This is a genomic window from Rhodococcus sp. GA1 (assembly GCF_024321955.1).
GTDB lineage: Bacteria > Actinomycetota > Actinomycetes > Mycobacteriales > Mycobacteriaceae > Rhodococcus > Rhodococcus pyridinivorans.
In genome coordinates this window covers 4,831,658-4,854,385 of record NZ_CP097186.1, presented here as the reverse complement: position 1 = coordinate 4,854,385, position 22,728 = coordinate 4,831,658, and the positions used below count along the sequence as shown (strand labels likewise).

The 22,728-nt window shown below is 70.0% G+C and carries 19 protein-coding genes; 9 read left to right on the top strand and 10 right to left on the bottom strand.

Going from position 1 to position 22,728, the window contains the following annotated elements; all coding sequences use genetic code 11:
- Positions 1 to 12: 12 nt before the first annotated feature.
- Complete coding sequence (locus M3330_RS22625) at positions 13 to 1,050, bottom strand: Lrp/AsnC family transcriptional regulator (RefSeq protein WP_100167941.1); 1,038 nt, start codon at positions 1,048 to 1,050, stop codon at positions 13 to 15.
- A gap of 599 nt (positions 1,051 to 1,649) precedes the next feature.
- Between M3330_RS22625 and M3330_RS22620 the strand changes: the two genes are divergently transcribed.
- Together M3330_RS22620 and M3330_RS22615 are read left to right on the top strand one after the other, a co-directional pair.
- Complete coding sequence (locus M3330_RS22620; RefSeq protein WP_041803832.1) at positions 1,650 to 2,756, top strand: IS110 family transposase; 1,107 nt, start codon at positions 1,650 to 1,652, stop codon at positions 2,754 to 2,756.
- Between the two features lie 111 nt (positions 2,757 to 2,867).
- Positions 2,868 to 3,848 carry an IS481 family transposase gene (locus tag M3330_RS22615; protein WP_255029009.1) on the top strand — a complete coding sequence of 327 codons (981 nt, stop codon included), beginning with the start codon at positions 2,868 to 2,870 and terminating at the stop codon, positions 3,846 to 3,848.
- Positions 3,849 to 4,621: 773 nt separating this feature from the next.
- On the opposite strand, the gene M3330_RS22610 is transcribed toward M3330_RS22615, so the two are convergent.
- The 3 genes from M3330_RS22610 to M3330_RS22600 form a co-directional block, all read right to left on the bottom strand.
- Entirely contained in the window at positions 4,622 to 4,894 is a 273-nt protein-coding gene (locus M3330_RS22610; protein ID WP_157126969.1) for a hypothetical protein, read from the bottom strand.
- Positions 4,895 to 6,145: 1,251 nt separating this feature from the next.
- Positions 6,146 to 7,609: an NAD(P)/FAD-dependent oxidoreductase gene (locus M3330_RS22605; RefSeq protein WP_255026421.1), complete on the bottom strand. Its 1,464-nt coding sequence runs from the start codon at positions 7,607 to 7,609 to the stop codon at positions 6,146 to 6,148.
- Between the two features lie 96 nt (positions 7,610 to 7,705).
- Entirely contained in the window at positions 7,706 to 8,470 is a 765-nt protein-coding gene (locus M3330_RS22600; RefSeq protein WP_255026419.1) for a precorrin-3B synthase, read from the bottom strand.
- Positions 8,471 to 8,544: 74 nt separating this feature from the next.
- Here M3330_RS22600 and M3330_RS22595 point away from each other — a divergent pair, with 74 nt between their 5' ends.
- The 3 genes from M3330_RS22595 (at position 8,545) to M3330_RS22585 (ending at position 10,106) form a co-directional block, all read left to right on the top strand.
- Positions 8,545 to 8,961 carry a PPOX class F420-dependent oxidoreductase gene (locus M3330_RS22595; protein ID WP_039586457.1) on the top strand — a complete coding sequence of 139 codons (417 nt, stop codon included), beginning with the start codon at positions 8,545 to 8,547 and terminating at the stop codon, positions 8,959 to 8,961.
- Positions 8,962 to 8,966: 5 nt separating this feature from the next.
- Positions 8,967 to 9,467: a DapH/DapD/GlmU-related protein gene (locus M3330_RS24440; protein WP_006550018.1), complete on the top strand. Its 501-nt coding sequence runs from the start codon at positions 8,967 to 8,969 to the stop codon at positions 9,465 to 9,467.
- Positions 9,468 to 9,572: 105 nt separating this feature from the next.
- Positions 9,573 to 10,106: a glutathione peroxidase gene (locus tag M3330_RS22585; protein ID WP_006550017.1), complete on the top strand. Its 534-nt coding sequence runs from the start codon at positions 9,573 to 9,575 to the stop codon at positions 10,104 to 10,106.
- 45 nt (positions 10,107 to 10,151) lie between these two features.
- Here M3330_RS22585 and M3330_RS22580 read toward each other — a convergent pair whose 3' ends face one another.
- The 3 genes from M3330_RS22580 to M3330_RS22570 all read right to left on the bottom strand — a co-directional run bounded on the left by M3330_RS22580 (position 10,152) and on the right by M3330_RS22570 (position 13,858).
- Positions 10,152 to 11,522: a metallopeptidase TldD-related protein gene (locus M3330_RS22580; protein ID WP_255026418.1), complete on the bottom strand. Its 1,371-nt coding sequence runs from the start codon at positions 11,520 to 11,522 to the stop codon at positions 10,152 to 10,154.
- Positions 11,519 to 13,030 carry a TldD/PmbA family protein gene (locus tag M3330_RS22575; protein ID WP_255026417.1) on the bottom strand — a complete coding sequence of 504 codons (1,512 nt, stop codon included), beginning with the start codon at positions 13,028 to 13,030 and terminating at the stop codon, positions 11,519 to 11,521. The genes M3330_RS22580 and M3330_RS22575 overlap by 4 nt, the downstream gene beginning before the upstream one ends.
- 63 nt (positions 13,031 to 13,093) lie before the next feature.
- Complete coding sequence (locus M3330_RS22570) at positions 13,094 to 13,858, bottom strand: TSUP family transporter (protein WP_039586459.1); 765 nt, start codon at positions 13,856 to 13,858, stop codon at positions 13,094 to 13,096.
- A gap of 105 nt (positions 13,859 to 13,963) precedes the next feature.
- Between M3330_RS22570 and M3330_RS22565 the strand changes: the two genes are divergently transcribed.
- Genes M3330_RS22565 through M3330_RS22550 form a run of 4 tightly spaced genes read left to right on the top strand, consistent with a single transcriptional unit; the run spans position 13,964 to position 18,536 of the window.
- Positions 13,964 to 14,506, top strand: coding sequence for an FxsA family protein (locus M3330_RS22565; RefSeq protein ID WP_219129115.1), 543 nt, complete (start codon positions 13,964 to 13,966; stop codon positions 14,504 to 14,506).
- A gap of 18 nt (positions 14,507 to 14,524) precedes the next feature.
- A complete protein-coding gene (locus M3330_RS22560; protein ID WP_039586453.1) occupies positions 14,525 to 16,135 on the top strand; it encodes an amidohydrolase in 1,611 nt (536 codons plus the stop codon).
- On the top strand, positions 16,132 to 17,760 hold the full coding sequence (gene lnt, locus M3330_RS22555; RefSeq protein ID WP_200886518.1) for an apolipoprotein N-acyltransferase: 1,629 nt from the start codon (positions 16,132 to 16,134) through the stop codon (positions 17,758 to 17,760). Before M3330_RS22560 ends, lnt begins: the two co-directional genes overlap by 4 nt.
- A complete protein-coding gene (locus M3330_RS22550) occupies positions 17,760 to 18,536 on the top strand; it encodes a polyprenol monophosphomannose synthase (protein WP_006554797.1) in 777 nt (258 codons plus the stop codon). Before lnt ends, M3330_RS22550 begins: the two co-directional genes overlap by 1 nt.
- A 114-nt stretch (positions 18,537 to 18,650) precedes the next feature.
- Here the strand turns inward: M3330_RS22550 and M3330_RS22545 are convergent, their stop codons facing one another.
- From M3330_RS22545 to pabB, 3 genes are read right to left on the bottom strand one after another with little or no spacing between them, the layout of a single operon-like run.
- On the bottom strand, positions 18,651 to 19,646 hold the full coding sequence (locus M3330_RS22545; protein ID WP_006554798.1) for a diiron oxygenase: 996 nt from the start codon (positions 19,644 to 19,646) through the stop codon (positions 18,651 to 18,653).
- Positions 19,643 to 20,557, bottom strand: coding sequence for a prephenate dehydrogenase (locus M3330_RS22540; RefSeq protein WP_033098292.1), 915 nt, complete (start codon positions 20,555 to 20,557; stop codon positions 19,643 to 19,645). The genes M3330_RS22545 and M3330_RS22540 overlap by 4 nt, the downstream gene beginning before the upstream one ends.
- Positions 20,554 to 22,725: an aminodeoxychorismate synthase component I gene (gene pabB / locus M3330_RS22535; protein ID WP_255026414.1), complete on the bottom strand. Its 2,172-nt coding sequence runs from the start codon at positions 22,723 to 22,725 to the stop codon at positions 20,554 to 20,556. The genes M3330_RS22540 and pabB overlap by 4 nt, the downstream gene beginning before the upstream one ends.
- Positions 22,726 to 22,728: the final 3 nt, after the last annotated feature.

Sequence of the window (22,728 nt, the reverse complement as noted above, 5' to 3'; positions counted from 1 at the left end):
GCCCTCGCCAGGTCAACGCGGATACAGCGGCTTGTAGAACAGATCCTGATACACCCATGTCTCCGTCACGGCGATACCGGGAATCGGTCGAATACTGTCATCGAGCAACGAGATGAGTTCTCCGCCTGATGAACTGACCACTTCAGCCAGGACGTCGAAACGGCCAGCAGTCAGCACGACGTAGCTGACGTGGGGAAGATCGGCAAGTATCTCGGCAATGTCCTGCACACGACTCGATCCACACACTCGAATGCCCACCCAGCTGGTGTATCGATAGCCCATGCGCAGCGGATTCACGATAGCCATGACGCGCACAGCTCGGGACTCGCACAGGCGTGAATAGCGTTGCCGTATAGTAGCTTCCGACATATCAACGTCTCGTGCTATCTCGCGGAGCGAAATGCGGCCGTCGGCGGCCAGTCGGGCGATGATCTTCTGGTCCAGGTCGTCCAACACCCGCGGCCGGACCCCCAGGCCGGATGTGCCGGACGTGGAGGGAGTCATCTCTGCCTGTTGGTAATGCACGCGCAGGTATGCCAGCAACTCGACATTCAGCACACCTGCCAACTGATGGATACGGCGAGTGACCGACTGTAACTCCGCGGAATCGACACAGATCAACTCAGCTTGTAGACCAAACCGACCCGTTGTGATCGTGACGTAGTCAACTTCCTCGAATCCCGCCAAATCCTCGGCCAATGCCGACAGGTCCCCGGAGTCCCCGACAGTGATCATGGCCAATGCAAGGGCGCCGAAGCCGAGCAGGGTGGGGTCGGTCACAGCGGAGATAGTGAGGTAGCGCTCGGCGATCAGGCGGTTGACACGGCGCCGAATCGTCTTCTCGGTACTGGTGGTGAGCCGAGCCAGATCAGAGAACGGCACTCTTCCATCGTGCTGAAGTTCGTTTATCAGCAGTCGATCGAGGTCGTCGAGTCGGACATCATCGACCGGAAGCGATGTGAGAGCGGACGCAGTCCGACCGTTGCCTCCCGAAGCATGTACGGCCACCGGCTCACCTACGTCCTCACGGTCAGTCGATTGAACCTTCACCCATGAACCCTACATTCCGGCCCCGACAAGGCCCGAGGACGAGTGAGTCAACGCAGTTGTGTCGCACACACTTCTCGGAAAGGTCGGAGATCCTTTGTTGACGGCGGTAGCCCGGGCGAAACACGTCGACCGCTCTCACCGCGATAGCTCACCGCCGGCATTGTCCGGGAATCTGCTCTGGACCAGCGCGGTGAGGTTCAGCGGTAGCCGACATCGACGCGCAGCAGTCAATTAGTACACACCGCCGCTAGCTGTTGCGGGTCATGACGTTGTAGACACCACCAGGGGCTGACGAAGGCGGACGGGCCTTCCGACGGCAGGATGGGAAGTACCACCAACTCATCCGCCGAACGAAAGAACCCGTCCGTGCTCCACCAACTTGTTCAATTTGGTGCAGGCGTCGTGGTCTGCAGCCATGATGTCCGAGGCGGTGGTCGGGCAACGCTCATGCTCCACCTGTCGCCCGTTGCGGGTCGACTCAGTTACGGCATGCGGTCCGGCCATCTCCGCCGCGGGGAGTGGCTCGAGAGAGGTCTGCATAGCCGGAAGTTGGTGTGCCCTCCTCGCTCATCGAATCGAATCGAGTCGAGGGAGTGGTGATGACGCAGGAACTCAACAACTGCACAACTCCGGTGGTGATCGCCATCGACCCGCACAAAGTGTCGTGGACCGCAGCTGCGGTCGACGCCTCGCTGCGGCCGTTGGCCACCCTCCGAGTTCCGGTCAGCGACGACGGATACCGAAGGCTACGCCGATTCGCAGGGCGCTGGTCGGACACCGGATGGGCCATCGAGGGAGCTACCGGTCTCGGGGCCCCGCTGACCAGGCGCTTGAATGCGGACGGCATGGACGTGGTCGACGTCCCCGCCAAGCTTGCCGCTCGGGTGAGGTTGCTCTCCACCGGCCACGGCCGTAAAAGCGACGATGCCGACGCCATATCCGTCGGGGTCGCTGCGTGGACCGCACAGGGCCTGGAGACAACCCGGATGGACGCCGCGGTTATCGCGCTACGGGCGATCGTCGAGCACCGCGACGACCTGGTCAAGACGCGCACCCAAACCGTCAACCGGCTCCACGTCGTGCTTACACACCTGATCGCTGCGGGCGCTCCCCGGGGACTGACCGCCGACCAGGCCGCCAACATGCTGCGCCGGGTGCGTCCGCGCGACGTCGCCGATAGAACACTTCGCGGGTTGGCGGTGGACCTGGTCGCTGAGGTGCGACAACTCGACCGGCGGATCTCCAAGGCCGCCAGTGATATCGAATCTGCAGTCACTGAATCCGGCAGCTCACTGACCGAGCTGTGCGGGATCGGGAACTTGACCGCGGGCAAGATCGTCGCCCGGGTCGGATCGATCCACCGGTTTCGGTCCGCGGCCGCGTTCGCCTCGTATACCGGTACCGCTCCGATCGAGGCGTCCTCCGGCGATGTCGTTCGGCACCGGCTCTCCCGCGCCGGTGACCGGCAATTGAACTGCTGCCTGCACATCATGGCCATCACCCAGATCAGCCGAGACACCCCCGGCCGCGCCTATTACCAACGGAAAAGAAAAGCCGGTAAGAGCCACCGGGAAGCGTTGCGCTGCTTGAAGAGAAAACTGTCCGATGTCGTCTACCGACAGCTCCTCCGCGATGCGGCAACGGCGCTGGCGGCAGATCCGGGAGGACAGTCGGGGGCGGCTCTCATGTCCTGCGCGGCCGGCTGACACCCCGCACACCGGCACTTCGGATCGGTCACTTCCCGGACCCACCACAGGCAACTCTACAACCCCGGACGCAGCTTCCCGGTTGACACAGAGAGGTGCCGTAACGCCCCGCTGTCCGTCGAAGGTCGCCGCCGTCTCGTCGAGCGGTGCCAGACTCGTCCGCTGTCCCATGTCGCCGCCGAGATGGGGATCTCCCGGGCCTGCGCCAGCAAATGGATGGCCCGCTACCGCGAACACGGTGAACTCGGCCTGCTCGACCGCCCCAGCGTCCCGCACCACCAGCCCACCGCGACCCCGGCCGAGACTGTGGCGCGGATCGAGACCCTGCGACGGAAGCACAAGTGGTCCGCGGCTCGTATCGCACACGAGCTCGCCGCCGACGGCATCAGCATCTCGGTACGCACCGTCAGTCGGCACCTCGCTCACCTCGGCTTGAACCGGCGCAGGTTCCTCGATCCGAACGGCGAGAACAACCGCCAGCCACGCCGGATCATCGCCCGCTGGCCCGGCCACATGGTGCACGTCGACATCAAAAAAGTCGGCCGAATCCCCGACGGCGGTGGCTGGCGGGTCCACGGCAAGGGCTCGGATCAGGCCAAGAAAGTCGAGCGCGCCAAGACCGCCGGTGCCCGCGCCGGCTACGTCTACCTGCACTCGGCGGTCGACGGGTTCTCCCGCCTCGCCTACACCGAGGCCCTGGCCGACGAGAAAGCCGCCACGGCAATCGGGTTCATGCACCGGGCGAGGGTGTTCTTCGCCGCCCACGGCATCGTGCACATCCACCGGGTGGTCACCGACAACGGGTCCTGCTACCGGGCGAAGGACTTCGCGAAAGTGCTCCACGGTGGCCGGCATCAACGGATCACCCCGTACACCCCTCGTCACAACGGGAAGGTCGAGCGCTACAACCGGATTCTGGCCGAGGAGTTCCTCTACGCCCGCGTCTGGGTCAGCGAACGGCAACGCGCCCAGTCGCTACAGGTGTGGAATGTGCACTACAACTATCATCGTCCGCATACTGCCGTCGGTAATCGGCCGCCCGCGAGCAAACTCCGGACCGGTGTCACCAACGTCATGGCCTCATACAGCTAGCCTTCCGTATCGCATCGGCCAGGGGCAGGAGCTGGCACGGAAACCTCCGGAACATGCATCGTCTCTCGACTGGTGCGGTAACTTCCAAATACCGAGGTGATCGCGATTCTGTGTTCGTAACGGCATCAGATTTCTTTTGGGTGCTCCGCGACTACCCGTGGATCGAGAACGAACTTGTCGGAATCCTCAGAAATTCCGGCCCCGTCTCGCTGTGTTCCTGATCCCCTGAACTGGGGAAATGCGGAGATGAGGGCGCCCTACCGAAACGGAATCTAGAAATGACACGTTCCGGCGGAACCTACACTGTCGAGATGCAGTGAAGATTGACAGGACACGCCGCTACAGATTGACAGAGGCTCGGTGAGACGTGAGCGCCGGTCAGGGTTTCATTCCGGGAAACCGCAGCTCAGAAGCCTTATGAAGCTGCCGTCGGCCCAGTTAATCTGCCCCGCCCATCTCGCTAATCTTCGCTGCATCTCGACACCTACAGCTGAGCGAAACCGCACGATAACTTGACGCTGACCCTTGTCACTCATGGTTTGTGCGACGTCAGTGCTGCTAATCGCCAATTACGCACCATCAGCCTCGAAACCCAAGGTGAGCGCGTTTTCTGGACCGGGACGGTGCCGGAGACCGGCCGATCGCGTCCATAACTTTGCAGAACCAGGGGCAGGTCTGACAAATATTGTCGTAGCGACAACGGCATTCAGCATCGGTAGACGACCCCGAGTCTGCTGTGTCGCTCGCTCGATCCGCGCCTCCGTGATGTGACGTCACCCGCGGTCGGTCCGCGCAACATTTATGTGCTTGGTGCGGAACCACATCCAGCTCCCCACGCCGGCCACCGCGACGACAAGGCCAACGATCGCCAATGCCGACGGCCCCCATTCCACGACATGCTCGGACACGGAAGCGCCGGCGTGGGGCCCGGTCGCGAACGTCCACTGACAGCGGGATGCGACGATCCCCACCCACTGCTTGTCGGCGCTCGCTGAGGTCGCTACCACTGCCTCGGAGCCGGTCATGTGCGATGTCAGTCGAGTCATGCACACCTCGGTCGGTGCGGTGATGAAGAAGGCAGCGACATACAAGATCAGGCCGACGGCGACACCTGCCAGCGCGAACACCCGGACGATATCGGTGTCGAGACGTGTCTCGGAAAGTCACAGGGGTCCCCTCAGCAGCGACGTTGCGGGTAGGGGTCCACCTACCGCCCCAGAGACGGAGCGACCAGTTCTCCGAAAGGCACCTTTCCGAGACTAGGGTCATCGTCGCTCGTGCACCCCGAGGTAGACGTTTGTCCGTGTCCAGCCCGTCTCGGAGCGCTCGATCGCGTCCACGACCTTGCAGGACCAGCCGGATGTCTGTGGGAATGTTGAATATTCGTGAGCGAAAGTTCCCGACAGCCGATACCGCCACTGCTCAAGGTTGGGGAACAGTGCGGTTATGAATGACTGTCGTGACGAGATTCGGACCTGCGTTGACCACGACGAGTATGGAGAGGACGGCGTCGAGACTCCGTCCAGGGGCCGTATTCCACAACGCCTCGCGACACCGAACGCACCGACAATGCTGAGCAGCCACCCTGCTGTCTGAGCGCGCTTGACCCGACGCGTCGGACGCACCGGATACATGCCCCACAGATAAGGAAACCGAGAGCCGAAATTCAGTCGAGCGGCTGCCACGGCTGCCCATTTATGGAGCAGACAACCGAGGACTGTGGCCAGCACACCTACCAGCACAATCGCCTCCTTCCCTCGCTCGCGTCCTGGTCCCAGCCTACGGTCCGACTGTCCTTCACCGGCGCGGGGAGCCGACAAGGACATCGACAGGGAATCGGAATGACGATCTTCGATCGTTCACGATGTCGTCCGCGCCGGTCGGCCGTCACATTGTCAAACCCACCGTCCTGGTGGTGGTGTCGGTCGGAGCCAGGGAACTACGGGCGTGAAACTAACGGTGAGCAGGTAGGTGGCGGCACCGGCGCATCAGGTGACAGTCACCGCTGTTGATGAGGTCCGTGGCGTCCGCATCACCGGAGGCAACCCGCGCTCATCGTCGGCCCGGGCTCCAACAAGTCGCCGGTCTACGTGCCGAAATGCACGTAGACCGCGGGGAACTGCGTGCCCTCGGCACCGTCGGGGGAGCGCAGGGTGCGGCGCAGCATGTCGTCGGTGTTCTTCGGGATGCGCCTGCTGCCGCGCGCGGTGTGGCGGCGTCTGCCGCGCTGACCGTCGGCGTGCAGTTCTCGTCGCCACGCGGCGTGTCACGACGACAACTGCACGTTCGAGAAGCGGTCAGCTGCGGTGGGATTCGAGCAGCCGCAACCAGATCTCGCTGATGGTGGGGTAGGACGGCACCGCATGCCACAGGGCGTCCAGCGGCACTTTCCCCACCAGGGCGATGGTGGCGGCGTGGACGAGTTCGGCGACCTCCTGACCGACGAAGGTCGCGCCGACCAGGGTGTCGGTGGCGCGGTCGACGACGAGCGCGGCGTGTCCGGCGTAGTCGTCGCGGGCGAGCGAGGCCCCGGCGACGTCGATCTCGGACTCGAGGACCTCGACGTCGAGTCCGTCGGCGCGGGCCTGCTCGGCGGTGCGGCCGACCGCGGCGATCTCCGGGACGGTGAAGATCACCTGCGGGACCTGGCCGTGGTCGGCGCTCGCCCGGAATCGTGACCCGTCGGTGGGGCGGTTCTCGGCGCGGGCGGCGATGACGTCCCCGCACACCCGCGCCTGGTATTTGCCCATGTGGGTCAGTGCGGCGCGACCGGCGATGTCCCCGACCGCATACAGCCACTGGCCGTCGACCCCGTCGACGGTGAGATCGTCGGCGACGGTCACCTTCCCGTCGGTCAGGCCGACAGTGTCGAGACCGAGCCCGTCCACGGCGGGGCAGCGGCCGGCGGCGACGACGATCTCGTCGACCTCGACAGTGCTGCCGTCGGACAACTCCACGGTGGCGGGACCGCCGTGGATGCGGCCGACGCCGGTGTCCTTGACGTCGGGGCGCTGCACCGAGCGGATCTCGGTGCCGTAGCGCACATTCAGGCCCTTGTGGGCCATGCGGGTGGCGACGCGTTCGGCGGCGAACGGCTCCACGCGCGGCAGCAACCGGTCGCCGCGCACCGCGAGGGTGAGTTCCTCGACGCCGAGTTGCCGCAGCCAGGTGGCGGTTTCGCAGGCGACGACACCGCCGCCGACCACCAGCACCCGGCGGGGGACCTCGAGCAGATTCGTCGCATCCCGGGAGGTCCACGGCAGCGCGTCGCGCAGACCGGGCAGGTCCGGGATCGACGCGACGGTGCCGGTGGCCAGGACGACGGCGTGCCGGGCCTGCAGGCGACGCTCCCCGTCGCTGCCGGTGACGGTGACGGTGCGTTCGCCGGCGAGGCGGCCGTGGCCGCGGACGACGTCGATACCCGCGCCCTCGGCCCAGTCCACCTGGGAACTGTCGTCGCGGTTGTGGGTGAAGCTGTCGCGGCGGGCGAGTACGGCCGGTACCTCGACGCCGTGGGCGCTGATTTTGTCGGCGACGCCGGGCATGTTGCGGGCGGTGGTGAGCACCTGGGTGGGGCGCAGCAGGGCTTTGCTGGGCATGCAGGCCCAGTAGGAACATTCGCCGCCGACGAGTTCGTGTTCGACGAGCACCGCGGTGCGGTCGCTGCCGGCGATGGCGTACTGGGCGGCGTTCTCCCCGGCCGGGCCCGCGCCGAGGACGATCACGTCATAGCTGTCGGATTCCGCTGTCGGACCGCTCATCCGTCCACGATAGACGCGGCCGAACCGTCGGCGGGCCGGATCGGGGGCGACGGCCCGGTTCGCGAAGTCCGCCCGTTCGTGCAGGTCAGCGGCGGCTCAGTGCAGGTGCGGGGAGTCGGCGTCGAAGATCAACCCCATGGGGGCGAGCACCCGCACCACCTGTTCGGCGGTCCACTCGTCGAGATCGCACAGCAGCACCGACCGCCACGGGGTGACGATCACCGGACGTTCGACGGCGGCCAGGAATTCCGCCAGGCGCGCGGGGAGGATCCCGCTGGGCAGCCCGCCGGCGAGGGTGACGGCCCCGTCGGGCTGGTCGAGCCAGCCGATCGGTGGCCGCGGTTGCTCGGGCACTGGTTCCGGATCCCCGGTGGGGTCGGTCGGTGGGGTGAGCAGCGCCTCTGCGGCGTCCTGCGGGTCGACGCGCACCCCGGTGTCGGCGCCGTCGCGGATCACCGCGAAGCGGCCGTCGGGGCGGGCGAGGACCGCGACGGTGGGGGCGAGGGCGACGATGTCGCCGGTGCCGTCGTCGAGCCCGAGGACGGTGCCGGCCGGCACCGGCCGCTCGTCGAGGCGCGCAAGCACCGCGGCGGTGAGTTCGCGCAGGTCGTGGTGTCCGCCGATGCGGCCGCTGAGCGGGGAGACGAGAAGCCGTGCGCGGGTGGGCACGTCGACGGTGAGACCGGCGGCGGTGAGCGCCGCGCTGATCGCGGCGTGGTCACCCCGCACCTGCAGCTGGGCGTGGGCGGTCAGATGCAGTTCGCCGCCGCCGTGGGTGTGGGCGAGTTCGGCGAGCAGCTGTACCTGCGCGGAGGTCAGATGCCCGGCGGGCAGGTGCACGTCGACAGCGGTATCGGCCATGACCGCCAGCGTAGAACGCGGCGCCGGCGGGACGAGCGGTGCCGTGAGACCGTGCGGTTTGTAGGGTGGTGGCCATGCCCGAGTCGACGACCCCCACCTTCGCGGACCTCGCCGCCGCCAAGTTCGTGCTGCTGACCACCTACCGCAAGGACGGCAGCGCGGTGGACACCCCGGTGTGGGCGGCGCCCGACGGGAACCGGCTGCTGGTGTGGACGGTCGCCGACGCCTACAAGGTGCGGCGACTGCGCCGCGATCCGCGGGTGTCCCTGGCGATCTGCGACGCGCGCGGCAACCCGAAGTCGGCGGCGGTGCCCGGCACCGGGGAGGTGCTCGAAGCCGACGGCTCGGCGCACGCCCGGTCGGTGATCGCCCGCAAGTACGGGCTGCTCGGCCGGATCATCGTCGGCGCGAGCGTGGTGCGTCGTGGCCGCACCGGCACCGTCGGGTTGGCGTGTGCGCTCGATCCCGCCGACGACACGGCAGGCCGGTAGACGTCGTGGCGCGCTCTCACACCTACCGGTCCCAGGCGATCGCGGTGGCGCTCGCGAGCAACCCGCTGATCTCCGGTTCGAGTCGCTGGAAGTGGTTGCGCCGCGCCGGTGTCGACGCCGCACCGCCGAGCCTGATCCACACCGGCGTGGTGGTGCAGGGCCTCGGCCGGCTCACCCTCGGCGCGGGCTCGTTCGTCAACCACGGCTGCTATTTCGACACGGTCGCCGACATAACCCTCGGGCAGCGGGTGTTCCTCGGCGACCACGTGCGGGTGCTCACCAGCAGCCACCGCATGGGCACCGCCGAACAGCGCGCGTCGACGCTGACGGGGGAGCCGGTGACCATCGGCGACGGCGCGTGGATCGGCTCCGGTGCGGTGATCATGCCGGGCGTGAGCATCGGCGCCGGTGTGGTGATCGGCGCGAACTCGCTGGTGACGAAGGACTGTGCCCCACACACGCTGCATCTGGGCAGCCCCGCCCGGCACGTCCGCGACCTGGACTGACCCCGCACCAGCAGCCCCGCCCGGGTCGTCCGATCCCGTAGGGTCCGTGGTGATCTCGGCCTCACCTGCGGGGCCGAGCCGATCGAACCCAGTTCAGGAGAGCGCATGTCCGTGCACGAGTACACCGTGGCCACCGCCGACGGCGGCAGCGAGGATCTCGCCCGCTTCGCCGGCCGGCATCTGCTGATCGTCAACGTCGCCAGCAAGTGCGGCTTGACCCCGCAGTACGAGGCCCTCGAGGCGCTGCACCGCGAGCTGGGCGAGCGCGGCCTGCAGATCCTCGCGTTCCCGTGCAACCAGTTCGGTGGTCAGGAACCGGGTAGTGACAGCGAGATCCAGGAGTTCTGCCGCGTGAACTTCGACGTCACCTTCCCGGTGTTCGCGAAGGTCGATGTCAACGGCGACGATGCGCACCCGCTCTACCGGCACCTGCGCGCCGAGGCTCCCGGTGATTTCGGGCCGCAGCACGGCTTCCTGTTCGAGCACGTGAGCAAGACCCGCCCCGAGGCGATCGGCACCGACGAGGTGAAGTGGAACTTCACCAAGTTCCTCGTCGACCCGCAGGGCGCGGTGGTGCGCCGCTTCGAGCCGACGGTCACCCCCGAGGAGATCGGCAAGGAACTCACCGACCTGCTCTGAGCCCCTACCGGTCCGATCGATGGACGTCACCGACCGGACCGGAGGTCAGTGGGCGGCGCTGACCGAGGACATGTGGAAGTCGGGGATGCGCACCGGCGGCATCGCGGTGCGGGTGAACCAGTCCTTCCACTCCCGCGGCAGGGTGCGTTCGGTGGCGCCGATCTCGGTGGCGCGGCCGAGCAGATCGACCGGGGATTCGTTGAACCGGAAGTTGTTCACCGCCGCCCGCACCTGCCCGTCCTCGACGAGATACACCCCGTCGCGGGTCAGGCCGGTCAGCAACAGCACCGCCGGATCGACCTCCCGCAGGTACCACACGGTGGTCAGCAGCAGACCGCGTTCGGTGCGGGCGATCATGTCGTCCACATCGGCAGTGCTGCCACCGGTGAGCAGCAGATTCTCACCCGGCGCCGTGGGGGTGGCCCCGAATTCGGCGGCTGCGGCCCGCGGATACGCCAGCGCGTGCAGGGCGCCGTCGCGGAGCCAGTCGACCCGCGAGGCGCTCATCCCGGTGTCGAACACCGAGACGCTGTCGGTGGAGGCGGTGGCGACCACGAACGGCGCATAACCGAGCCCCGGGGCGGCCGGATCGGACGTCAACGTCACCGGCAGCGCGGCGATCTGCTCGCCGAGGCGGGTTCCGCCGGGCCCCGCCCACACCGACCGGCCTTCCTCGGCGCCGCGCCCGTCCAGGGACCACAGCAGCGGGATCATCAGGTCCGCGACCACCGAGGGTGGCAGCAGCGTCTCGTACCGTCCGGCGGGCAGGTCGACGCGGGTACCGGCCCAGTCCAGCCGCCGCGCCAGTTCGGCACGCAGCGGATCCATCGCGATGTCGGTGAAGTCGACGGTGCCGGCGCCGACCCAGGCGCTCGCCCCGGCCAGGCCGCCGCGTTTGCCGTTGATCTCGAGCGACCCGTCGCGTTGCACCCAGCGGCGCCGCACCCCCGTGGAGGTGCCCAGCCACATCGTCGTGGATTGGTGGTGGGCGAATCCGTAGAGGGCGTCGGTGTCGTCGAAGCCGGCGGCGAGCCCGTCGAGGAGCGGGGCGAAGACCTCGACGTCGGTGCCGACGGCCTCGTCGCCCCACTGCGGGTCGGTGTCGTCGCCGTCGATCAACGGCATCGCATCCGGGGCCGCCGGGGCCTGCTGCGCGGCCGCCCACGCCGCGGCAACCACCGCGCCGATGTCGTCGGCGTCGACGATCGGGGCGCTGACCACCCCACAGTGTGCGCCGTCGGGGGTGCGGCGGATCGCGAGGATCGTGGCGCCGCGGGCACGGGCGGAGCCGTTGGTGGTCATCGAACTGCCGGCCCACCGCAGCGACGCCTCGGCACTGTCGGTGACCATCACGATGGTCTCGTCGGCAGGGGAGGTCGCCAGGGCGGTTTCGACGAGTCGGTCTCCGGGGATCATCGGCCACCTTCCTGCACCGTGTTGAGCACGTTCACGCCGCGCACCAGCACCGACGGGCAGCCGTGCGAGACGGACGCGACCTGCCCGGGTTGCGCCTTGCCGCAGTTCATCGCGCCGCCGAGCTGCCAGGTCGACGCGCCGCCGACCGCCTCGAGGGCACCCCAGAACTCGGTGGTCGACGCCTGATAGGCCACATCGCGGACCTGCCCGGCGAGCCGGCCGCCGCGGATCCGGTAGAACCGCTGACCGGTGAACTGGAAATTGTGCCGCTGCATGTCGATCGACCAACTGCGATCGCCGACGATGTACAGCCCGTCGTCGACCCCGGCGATCAGATCGGCGGTGCTGCGATCGACGCTCGGATCGGGTCGCAGCGACACGTTCGCCATCCGCTGGATCGGCACGTGATGCGCCGAATCGGCGTAGGCGCAGCCGTTCGAGCGGGCCACCCCGAGCTTCGGGGCGAACGCCCGGTCGAGTTGGTAGCCGACGAGCACCCCGTCCTTCACGAGATCCCAGGACTGGGCGGCGACCCCGTCGTCGTCGTAGCCGACGGTGGCCATGCCGTGCGGTTCGGTGCGGTCGGCGGTGACGTGCATGACGTCGCTGCCGTAGCGCAGGCTGCCGAGCAGGTCGGGGGTGGCGAAGGAGGTGCCGGCGTAGGCGGCCTCGTAGCCGATGGCGCGGTCGTATTCGGTGGCGTGCCCGACCGATTCGTGGATCGTCAGCCACAGATTCGTCGGGTCGATCACCAGATCGGTGCGGCCCGGGATCACCGACGGGGCCTGCGCCTTCTCCGCGAGCTGCTCGGGCAGTTCGGCGAGCTCACGGCTCCAGTCCCACCACCGGTCCGAGGCCACATACTCCCAGCCGCGGCTGGCCGGCGGGGCCAGGGTGCGCATCGACTCGAAGGTGCCGGCCTCACGGTCGACGCGGGTCGCGTCGAGGTCGGAGTGGATCCGCACCCGCTGCTGGGTGATCGTCGACCCGGCGAGATCGGCGTAGAAGGTCTGTTCCTTGACCAGCGTCAGATTCGCGGCGACGTGGTCGACGCCGTCGGCGTCCTGCAGTCGCCGCGAACGGTCCTCGAGCACCGCGATGCGCTCGGCGGCGGGGACGGTGAACGGGTCGATCTCGTACGGCGAGACCCACACCGCGTCCCGGTGGACCGCTTCGTCGGCCCACTGCACCGGATCCCGGTTCAACGCGCGCAGGGTGCGGGCGACCGCGACGGCGCGGGCCGCGGCGTCGGCGGCGCCGTCCGGGCCGGGCACCGGATGCGACGCGAATCCCCAGGTGCCGTCGAGCAGCACCCGCACCGCCACCCCGCAGTCGCTGTCGTCCACCGCCGCCTGCAGGGCGCCGTCGCGCAGGGTGCTCGTCCCGGTCCGGATCCGATGCACCCGCACATCGGCGTGACTCGCGCCCGCCGCCCGCGCGACCGTCAGGCCCGCGTCGGCGGCCGCGTGCAACGGCAGGGCCAGGAAATTGTCGTCCACCGCATTCACCCGCCCACGGTAACGCCGGGATGTGCGGCATCGGGGTCGCCGCACCGAGCCCCGCGGGGTGGTTCAGCCGAACTGTTCGATGCCGAGCCGGATCACCATGGCGATCACCACGACCAGCAACACCACCCGCACGAACCCGGCGCCGCGGGCGAGCGCCATCCGGGAGCCGAGCACCGAGCCGGCGACATTGCACACCGCCAGCGCCGCCCCGAGCGCCCACCACACGTGCCCGCCGACGGCGAACAGGACCAGCGCCCCGAGATTCGAGCCGAAGTTGAGCACCTTCGCCATCGCCGCCGAGGTGACGAACTCGCTGCCGAGCATCGCCGCGAACACGATGATGAAGAAGGTGCCGGTGCCGGGCCCGAGGATCCCGTCGTAGAAGCCGATCACCGCCGCGGCCGTGACCACGACGGTGGCCAGCCGCAGCGTGGACGGGCGGCGGGTGTTGCCGGTGCCGAGTTTCGGGCGGGCGGTGACGAACACCGCCACCGCGACGAGCACGACCATCACGATCGGGATGAACACCTCCCGGTCGATGAGCGAGACCGCCGCCGCCCCCGCCGCCGCGGCCAGCGCGGCGACCAGGGCGGCGGGGCCGAGCAGCGACCAGCGCAGCGGGATGCGCCGCGCGAAGGTCAGCACCGCCGCGCCGGTCCCGCAGATCGCGGTGAGCTTGTTCGTCGCCAGCGCCGCCTGTGGCGTCAATTGCGGGGCGACGAGGAACAGGGCGGGCAGCAGGATCAGCCCGCCGCCGCCGACCACCGCGTCCACCCAGCCGGCGGCTGTCGCGGCGGTCATCAGCAACGCCCAGTCACCTGCAGTCATGGCGGCCATTCGATCACGCGCCGCATCCGCGGGTCGGGTGCGGGAGCAAAACCGGTGGCCCGTTCGTTGACCGGACAGAAACCGCCGACGGAAGGAAGTCCCGCCGTGTACCCGTTGTTGTTCGTGCTCTACGTCGTGGCGGAGATCGCGGTGCTGGCCTGGCTCGGCTCCACCCTCGGAGCCCTGGCCACCGTGTTGATCTTCCTCGGTGTCAGCGCCGCCGGTTATCTCGTGCTCGCCGCCCTGGGTCGCCGCGCGCTGCGCAACCTCGGTGAGCTGCGCGGTGGCCGGGCGCCGCACGCGAATTCCCCGGAGCGGGTGCTCACCGACGGCGCGCTCGTCGGCGCCGGCGCGGCCCTGGTGCTGATTCCCGGCATCGTCAGCACCGTGCTCGGGGTGCTGCTGTTGCTGCCGTCCCGCGCCGCGCTGCGTCCGGCGGTGCGCACGCTGGTCGCGCGGCGGGCCCGCGTCACCGGGTTCTCCGCGCAGCGGCTGGTGGTGGTCGACGGGCAGGTCGTCGATCACAGTGTCGTCGGTGGTGCCCCGCACCTGACCGGTGGTGCGGCCGTGACCGAGCAGGTCGACGACCGTGGCACCGTGCTCGAAGGGGAGATCGTGGAGACCCCGCGCCGCCGCGAGGAGCGGTAACGGGCAGACTGGGCACTCGTGAGCCCTGCACCGCACACCCAGCTTCTCGTCGGCGGCCGCATCTACAGCGCCAGCGCCCCCGATGCCACCGCGATGGCCGTCACCGACGGCACGGTCGTGTGGGTCGGGCAGGACCGGCCCGGCCGCGCCCTGCACCCGGACGCCGAGATCGTCGACCTGCACGGCGCGTTCGTCGCCCCCGGTTTCGTCGACACCCACGTGCACACCACCAGCCACGGCCTGGCGTTGACCGGGCTGGATCTGACCGATGCCGTCGACCGCGACGACGCATTGCGCCGGGTCCGCGCGCACGCCGATGCGCACGACGACGCGGTGATCTGGGGGCACGGCTGGGACGAGACCCGCTGGCCCGACCCGACGCCACCGACCACCGCCGACCTCGATGCCGCCGCCCCGGCCCGGCTCGTCTATCTCGGCCGGATCGATGCGCATTCGGCGGCGGCGTCGAGCGCGTTGCGGGCCGTCGCCGAACCCCTCGACGAGCTGGCCGGCTTCGATCCGCAGCAGCCGCTGACCGCCGCGGCGCATCATGCGGTGCGCGGCGCCGCCCGCCGCGGGCTGACCGCCGCGCAGCGTGCCCGCGCCCGCCTGGCGGCCCTCGACGATTTCGCCGCGCACGGTTACGTCGCGGTGCACGAATGCGCCGGCCCCGACATCTCCGGGCTCGACGACTTCACCGAACTGCTCGGCACCGACCATCCGGTGCAGGTGCGCGGCTACTGGGGTCAGGCGGTGCGCACCGGCGAGGAAGCCGCGGAGCTGCTCGCCGAGACCGGCGCCGATGCCCTGGGCGGGGATCTGTTCGTCGACGGGTCGATCGGTTCGCACACCGCCGCGCTGGCCCGCCCGTACGACGATCTGCCGGACTGCTGCGGCACCCGCTATCTGACCGAGGACGAGCTGACCGCGCACGTGCGCGCGTGCACCTCGGCGGGCATTCAGGCCGGTTTCCACGTCATCGGTGACGCGGCGACCACCGCCGCGGTCGCGGCCTTCGAGGCGGTCGCCGCGGAGGTCGGGGGACCGGTGCTCGCCGCGCGCGGGCATCGGCTCGAGCACGTCGAGTCGTTGACGGTCGCGCAGGCGGAGGTGTTGTCGCGGTACGGGGTGATCGCGAGCATGCAGCCGAGCTTCGACGCCTTGTGGGGCGGGGCGGACGGGATGTACGCGCAGCGGCTCGGCGCCGACCGCGCCGCGGCGTTGAACGCGTTCGCGCCGCTGGCAGCGACCGGGCTGGCGTTGGCGTTCGGCTCGGATGCGCCGGTGACGGCGCCGCGGCCGTGGCCGATGCTGCGGGCGGCGGTGCACCACCGCACCGAGGGCAGCGGGATCTCGCCGCGGGCGGCGTTCGCCGCTGCGACCCGCGGGGCGTGGCGCGCTGGTGGGGTGCGTGACGGTCTGGCCGGCACCCTCGATCCGGGGGCGCCGGCGTCGTATGCGATCTGGGAGGTCGGGGAGTTGGTGGTCAGCGCTCCGAAGGATTCGGTGCAGCGGTGGTCGACGGATCCGCGGTCGCGGGTGGCGCCGCTGCCGGATCTCGCCCCGGGCACCGCCGATCCGGTGCTGGTGCGCAGTGTGCACCGCGGCCGGGTCGTGTACGCGCGGTGACCGGCCGGCCCTTCGCGACGGTCACCGTGCGGGCGGTGCGTGTCGTCGCGCTGCGCGCGCTGCTGGCCGTCGTCGCGGGAGTGTTGCTGTTCGCGTCGTTCCCGCCGCGGCCGCTGTGGTTCCTCGCCCCCGTCGGGATCGCGCTCCTGGTCGGTGTATCGACTGCAGTACCGATGCGGCGACGCGCCGGGTTCGGCTACGGCTATCTCGCCGGCCTCGGTTTCCTGGTGCCGCTGCTGCCCTGGATCGGCGTCTATGTCGGTCCGTTGCCGTGGTTGGCGCTCGCCGCCGCCGAGGCGGTCTTCGTCGGCCTGTTCGGGGCGCTGGTGGTGCACCTGCGGTCGTTGCCGGTCGCGCCGTTGTGGATCGCGGCGGCGTGGAGCCTGACCGAATGGTTGCGCTCGAGCGTGCCGTTCGGTGGGTTCCCGTGGGGTCGGCTGGCGTTCGGCCAGCCCGACGGTGGGTTCGTCTCCCTCGCCGTCGTCGGCGGCGCCCCGCTGGTGTCGTTCGCCGTGGCCGCGACCGGCGCCGGGCTCGCCGCCCTCGCCCTGACCGCCTCCCGCCGTCCCCGCCCCGTGCGGGCCTGGACGGTGCCGGTCGCGGTGACGCTGCTCGGTCCGCTGCTCGCCGCGGCGGCGTGGCCGCTGGTGCGCACCGCCACCGACGAGTCGTCGACGGTGACGGTCGCGGCGATCCAGGGCAGTGTGCCGCGCCTGGGCCTGGACTTCAACGCCCAACGCAAGGCGGTGCTCGACAATCATGTCGCCCGCACCCTCGTCCTCGCCGAGGACGTCGCCGCCGGACGGGCCCCGGCCCCGGATGTGGTAATCTGGCCGGAGAACGCCTCCGATATCGACCCGCTGCGCAACGCCGATGCCGCACGCGACATCTCCGCCGCGTCCGCCGCGATCGACGCGCCGATCCTCGTCGGGGCGGTGCTCGTCAACGACGACCGGACCACCACCAATTCGGTGATCGTGTGGGACGCGCAGACCGGTCCGGGGGAGCGGCACGACAAGAAGATCATCCAGCCGTTCGGCGAGTACCTGCCGTGGCGGTCGTTCTTCCGGTTGTTCTCCGAGTACGCCGACCGCGCCGGCCATTTCGTGCCCGGCGACGGCGACGGCATGGTCACCGCCGGCGGCATCGACATCGGGGTGGCGACCTGCTACGAGGTGGCCTTCGACCGGGCGTTCCGCGACTCGATCGACGCCGGCGCCCAGTTGCTGGCGGTGCCGACGAACAACGCCACCTTCGGCGACACCGAGATGACCTATCAGCAGCTGGCGATGTCGCGAGTGCGGGCCGTCGAGCACGGCCGGGCCGTGATCGTCGCGGCGACCAGCGGGGTCAGCGCGATCGTCGATCCGGCCGGTCGGGTGCAGCAGAGCACACCGTTGTTCGTGCCCGATGCCCTGGTGGCGCAGGTGCCCGTGCGCGCAGACGTTACGCTGGCTAGTCGGCTCGGAGTGGCGCCGGAGCTTGTGCTCTGCGCCGCGGCCGTGGCCGCCGCCGGTTTCGTCCTGGTGCGAGGACGGCGGGAGAAGGCCGGTGCGGCAGCTCGCACCAGCACCGGCGCAGCAGGAGCACCGGCCGGTGGCCGGTTCGACAAGGAGGACCTCTGATGGCAGCGGCGACGCCGGCCGGGAACGACAGCGCACCCAGCGCCCGCACCCTGGTGATCATTCCGACCTACAACGAGCGGGAGAACCTCGGTCGGATCATCACGCGGCTGCACGCTGCGCTGCCGCACACCCATGTCCTCGTCGTCGACGACGGCAGTCCCGACGGCACCGGTGACCTCGCCGACGACCTCGCCGCCGCCGACGAGCGCATCGCGGTGCTGCACCGCACCGAGAAGAACGGTCTCGGTGCCGCCTACATCGCCGGTTTCCGGTGGGGGCTCGAGCACGGCTACACGGTGCTCGTGGAGATGGACGCCGACGGCAGCCACGCCCCCGAGCAGTTGCACCTGCTGCTGGAGAAGGTCGACGCCGGCGCTGATCTGGTGCTCGGCTCCCGTTACGTGCCCGGCGGCACGGTGGTGAACTGGCCGTGGCACCGCGAGGTGCTCTCCCGCGGCGGCAACATCTACTCGCGTCTCGCGCTGGGGGTGTCGATCCAGGACATCACCGGCGGCTACCGTGCCTACCGCCGTGAGGTGCTCGAGAAGCTCGACCTCGACGCGATCGCCTCGCACGGCTACTGCTTCCAGGTCGATCTGGCGTGGCGCACCCTGCAGGCCGGATTCACCGTCGCCGAGGTGCCCATCACGTTCACCGAACGGGAAATCGGCGAGTCGAAGATGAACGGCAACATCGTGCAGGAGGCCCTCGTGCGGGTCACCGTGTGGGGGCTGCGCAGTCGTCTCGCGCGGTTGCGGGCACTGCTGGGTCGCTGACTCGGCCCGCGCGGCCGGGATACCAGGCGCTGTGCGGCCGAGGCGCTAGGCGCTGTGCGGCCACGGCGCTAGGCGCTGCGCGGCCGAGGCGCTAGGCGCTGTGCGGCCACGGCGCTAGGCGCTGCGCGGCCACGGCCAGCGGGCGTCGAGTTCCTCCCCGAGCCCCAGTCCCGCGCACAGCCGGCGGATGGCGCTGCAGTCCTGCACCACCGGCCGGCCCTCGGTCACGGCGATGGTGTCGGCGACCAACTCGTCGCCGCCGGGGATGTTCTCGCGCGCGATGATCGCCGCCCAGGTGGAGGTGTCGGCGCCGGTGAACGCCGCGACCGCGGTACCAAGCGCGTCGAGCAGCCGCACCCGATCGGTGTCGTCGAGTTCGGTGAGCACCGCAGTGAGCAGCCCACCCGCGAGGGAGGCGTGGCACAGCTCGTCGCGGCGGTGCACCGCCACCGTCGCGCGGTTGACCGGTTGCAGCTCCGGGTCGGTGGTGAGCAACGCCAGATAGGCGCTGATCGAAGTCTCTGCGACGGTGGTGAACGCCAGCTGCACCAGCGCCGCGTCCCGCGGGGTCTCGGCGTGCGCGACCGCGGCGCGATGCTCGCGCACGGTCGGGCACGGCGGCAGCACCGACTCCTTCAGCGCCCAGCCGCGGCGGCGGCGGGTGAGCACGTTGGCCTGCTGGTGCATGAGGGTGTGGTACTGCTCGTCGACCATCGCCTGGAGCACCCCGGTGACCACCGTGTCGGACGGGCCGATACCGAAGGCGTCCTCGGTGATCAACGCGAAGCCGGGGTTGACGACGTGCTGTTCGATGTCGACGACGCTCTTGTTGTAGGCGATCCACGCCCAGGCCCGCAGCCGCGCCTGTTGTTGTTCGTCGAGCGCGAGATAACGCGGATGCTCGGCGAAGGGCAGCATCTGCTCGGGATAGTCGGCGCGGTCCGCCTCGAACAGCGCGTCGAGGTCGACCTCGGGTTTCTTGACGGCGGCGCGGCGCGGCCACGAGCGGGTCAGCCCGGCGATCACCGCGCTCTCCGCCGGATCGGACGGGTCGTACTGCGGGAGTTCCGGCGCGCGCAGCTGCGGGCCGGGGATGTCGGATTCGTTCATGTCCGGCTCCTTTCCTCGCTCGGACCGCCGACCGCGCCCGGATCGCGGGGCAGTGCCGCGAACAGCTGCCCGCACAGCTGCGTGGCGGCCGGTTGCCCGTCGCCGAGCGCGGCGCGGGCCCGGTCGAGCAGCGCCGCGAAGTCGGGCAGGGCGTCGGTGGCGGCGTCGAGATCGGCGACCGCGCCGGCGAGGGCGCGGCGGGCGGTGGCGGCGTACGGGTTGGTGAGCTGGATGTCGTGGTAGACCTCGGCGGTGCCACCGGAGACGCGGGCGAGCAGCGCGCGCAGCACGGTGTGCGGGGGCGCGGCGACCCGCGCGGCGGCATCCGGCACGTCGAGCCGGTCGAGGGCGATACCGAACGCGAGGATCGCGGCGTGGGTGAGCACCTGCACGGCGGCGGTGATCCGGTCGTGTTCGTCGGCGGTGGTCTCGACCACGGTGGCACCCCAGTCGCGCAGCGCCGCGACGAACTCGGTCACGACCGGTGCGTCGTGGTGACGCACCGCCACCACGGGCCGGCCGGGCAATCCGAGATCGGGGGCGAACATCGGGTTGATGCCGAGCGTGGGGGCGCCGGGCCGGTAGGTGTGCAGCGCCGCGGCGATCGGGGTCTTCACCGACAGGGTCTCCACCAGCAGGGTGTGCGGGGGCAGCAGCCGCGCGAGCACCGGCAGGGCGGCACCGGCGACGACGTCGGGGACGGCGAGGACCACGATGTCGGCGCCGTCGAGTGCCGCGGCGAGGCGGGTGTCGGGGGCGGTCAGATCGGCGCGCAGCATCCCGGGTGCAGCCGGGGCGGCGGCCGGGTCGACGACGAGCACCTGACGGCCGGCCTCGCGCAACGCCGCGGTGAGCAAGGCGCCGACGGCGCCGCATCCGCCGGCGACGATCACCCGGCCGGGCGTGGTCACGGCCCGGCCCGCCCCGGCAGCACCGGTGGCCCGTCGACGAGATCGTCCGGGTCCGCGGAGCCGACCGCATCGGTCCCGTTGGTCGGGGTGGTGTCGCGGGCCGCGGCGAGGCAGCGGCGCATCACCACGGATTTGACGAGGGTCTCGTCGAGTTCGTCGTCCGGATCGGACAGCGCCACGATCGCCCCCCCGATCCCGAAGGTGACCTCGTGGGCGGTGGCGACGAGGGTGCGGATGACCACCGACAGGTCGGCGGCGCCGGTCGGCGACAGATATCCGATGGCCCCGGAGTACACCCCGCGGGGGCCGTCCTCGAGCTTGTCGATGATCTCCATGGTGCGCAGCTTCGGGGCACCGGTCATCGATCCGCCGGGGAAGGCGGCGCGCACACAGTCCACCGCCGAGACGTCCGGACGCAGCGTGCCGCGCACCGTGGACACCAGCTGATGCACCGCCGCATAGGTTTCCACCGCGAACAGTGCCGGCACGTGCACCGAGCCGGGCACGCACACCCGCGACAGGTCGTTGCGCACCAGATCGACGATCATCAGGTTCTCGGAGCGGTCCTTTTTGCTGGCCCACAGTTCGTCCCGCAACGCGGCGTCCTCGCCGGGGGTCCGGCCACGTGGGCGGGTGCCCTTGATCGGTTTCGATTCGACGGTGCCGTCGGCGTCGATCCGCAGGAACCGTTCCGGGGAGGCGCTGAGCACCGCGACCTCGGGGAAGTCGAGCAGCGCACTGTAGGGGGTGGGGCTGATGCGGCGCAACGCCCGATAGGTGCTCAGCGGGTCGATGCCGCCGTCGACGGTGACGGTGTTCGTCAGACACACCTCGTAGGTCTCGCCGCTGCGGATCTCGTTCTGGCACTGGGCGATCAGATCGAGATAGCGCTGCGGGGAGTGCCGCAGCCGCAGTTGCGGGCCACCGTCCGCGCCGATCAGCGGCACCGGGATCTGCTCGTCGGTCACCGGTTCGGGCAGCGCCGACAGGATCGCGGCGGTCGCGTCGAACCAGGCAAGGGTCTCGGGATCGTCGGTGTCCTCGGTCAGGGCGAGCAGATAGCAGCAGCGGTCGTCGTGGTCGACGATCACCGCCCGGTCGGCGAAGACCAGCGCGGCGTCGGCGTAGGGGGAGGTGTGCACGAGTTGCGCGCCGGCGTCGGCCTTGAGTTCGTAGCCGAGATACCCGACGTAGCCGAGCGCGAACCCGAACGGCAGGTCGTCGCGGGCGGCGGCGCGGCGCTCCGCGAGGCGGGCGGTGAGATGGTCGAAGACGGGGCGGCGGTGTTCCTCGACGGTGCCGTCGGCGCGGTGTTCGCGCACGATGCCCTCCCCGACCCGGTAGGTCAGGTAGTCGGCGCGGGGTCCGGCGCCGTTGCCGAGGACGGTGAACCGCGACTGCGGCTCCAGCGCGGCGCTGCCGTCGAGCCAGAAGCCGTGCGGGCCGGCGGCGAAGAGCGCCTCGTACACCGCGGACGGGTCGGGGTGCAGCGGCAGCCGGCGGCTGGCCAGCAGATAGCGCGGAGCCGGTTCGGGTACCGGTTCCGGATCGACGGGGGCGGTGACGGTGATCGGGCTGCGCGGCGGGGTGGCGTCGCGGAAGTTGGCGAGCAGTTGCGCGCCGTGGGCGGTGCCGATCGATTCGGGATGGAACTGCACCCCCCACAGCGGCCGGTGCCGGTGCGCGACGGCCATGAGCAACCCGTCCGGGGTGTGGGCGGTGGCGACGAGCTCGTCGGGGACGGGGTCGGCGATCAGCGAGTGGTAGCGCACCGCCTCGAAGGGCGACGGCAGCCCGGCGAACAGGCCGGTGCCGTCGTGCAGGATCGGGCTGGTGCGGCCGTGCACCGGTTCGGGGGCGGTGATCACGGCGCTGCCGAACAGCTGGCACAGCCCTTGATGGCCCAGGCACACCCCGAGCAGCGGCACTTCGGCGTCGGTGAGGGCGCGGGCGCTGATCCCGAAGTCCCTGGCCCGGTCGGGTCGGCCCGGGCCGGGGGAGATGACGATGTTGTCGAACGGTTCGGCGACGAGCTCGTCCCAGCTGCGATCGTTGGTGAGCACCCGCGGCGGGATGCCGTTGACGCGGGTGATCAGGTCGTAGAGGTTGTAGGTGAACGAGTCGTAGTTGTCGATCAACACCGTGCGGATCGGTCGGGGCGCGGACACGAC

What these genes read in the sequence shown, in the direction of transcription:
- M3330_RS22585 (WP_006550017.1), top strand. Translation starts at nt 9,573, where the DNA reads ATGTCCGTGCACGAGTACACCGTGGCCACCGCCGACGGCGGCAGCGAG.
- M3330_RS22595 (WP_039586457.1), top strand. Translation starts at nt 8,545, where the DNA reads ATGCCCGAGTCGACGACCCCCACCTTCGCGGACCTCGCCGCCGCCAAG.
- M3330_RS22550 (WP_006554797.1), top strand. Translation starts at nt 17,760, where the DNA reads ATGGCAGCGGCGACGCCGGCCGGGAACGACAGCGCACCCAGCGCCCGC.
- M3330_RS22610 (WP_157126969.1), bottom strand. Translation starts at nt 4,894, where the DNA reads ATGACTCGACTGACATCGCACATGACCGGCTCCGAGGCAGTGGTAGCG.
- M3330_RS22580 (WP_255026418.1), bottom strand. Translation starts at nt 11,522, where the DNA reads ATGATCCCCGGAGACCGACTCGTCGAAACCGCCCTGGCGACCTCCCCT.
- M3330_RS22570 (WP_039586459.1), bottom strand. Translation starts at nt 13,858, where the DNA reads ATGACTGCAGGTGACTGGGCGTTGCTGATGACCGCCGCGACAGCCGCC.
- M3330_RS22545 (WP_006554798.1), bottom strand. Translation starts at nt 19,646, where the DNA reads ATGAACGAATCCGACATCCCCGGCCCGCAGCTGCGCGCGCCGGAACTC.
- M3330_RS22620 (WP_041803832.1), top strand. Translation starts at nt 1,650, where the DNA reads ATGACGCAGGAACTCAACAACTGCACAACTCCGGTGGTGATCGCCATC.
- M3330_RS22605 (WP_255026421.1), bottom strand. Translation starts at nt 7,609, where the DNA reads ATGAGCGGTCCGACAGCGGAATCCGACAGCTATGACGTGATCGTCCTC.
- M3330_RS22600 (WP_255026419.1), bottom strand. Translation starts at nt 8,470, where the DNA reads ATGGCCGATACCGCTGTCGACGTGCACCTGCCCGCCGGGCATCTGACC.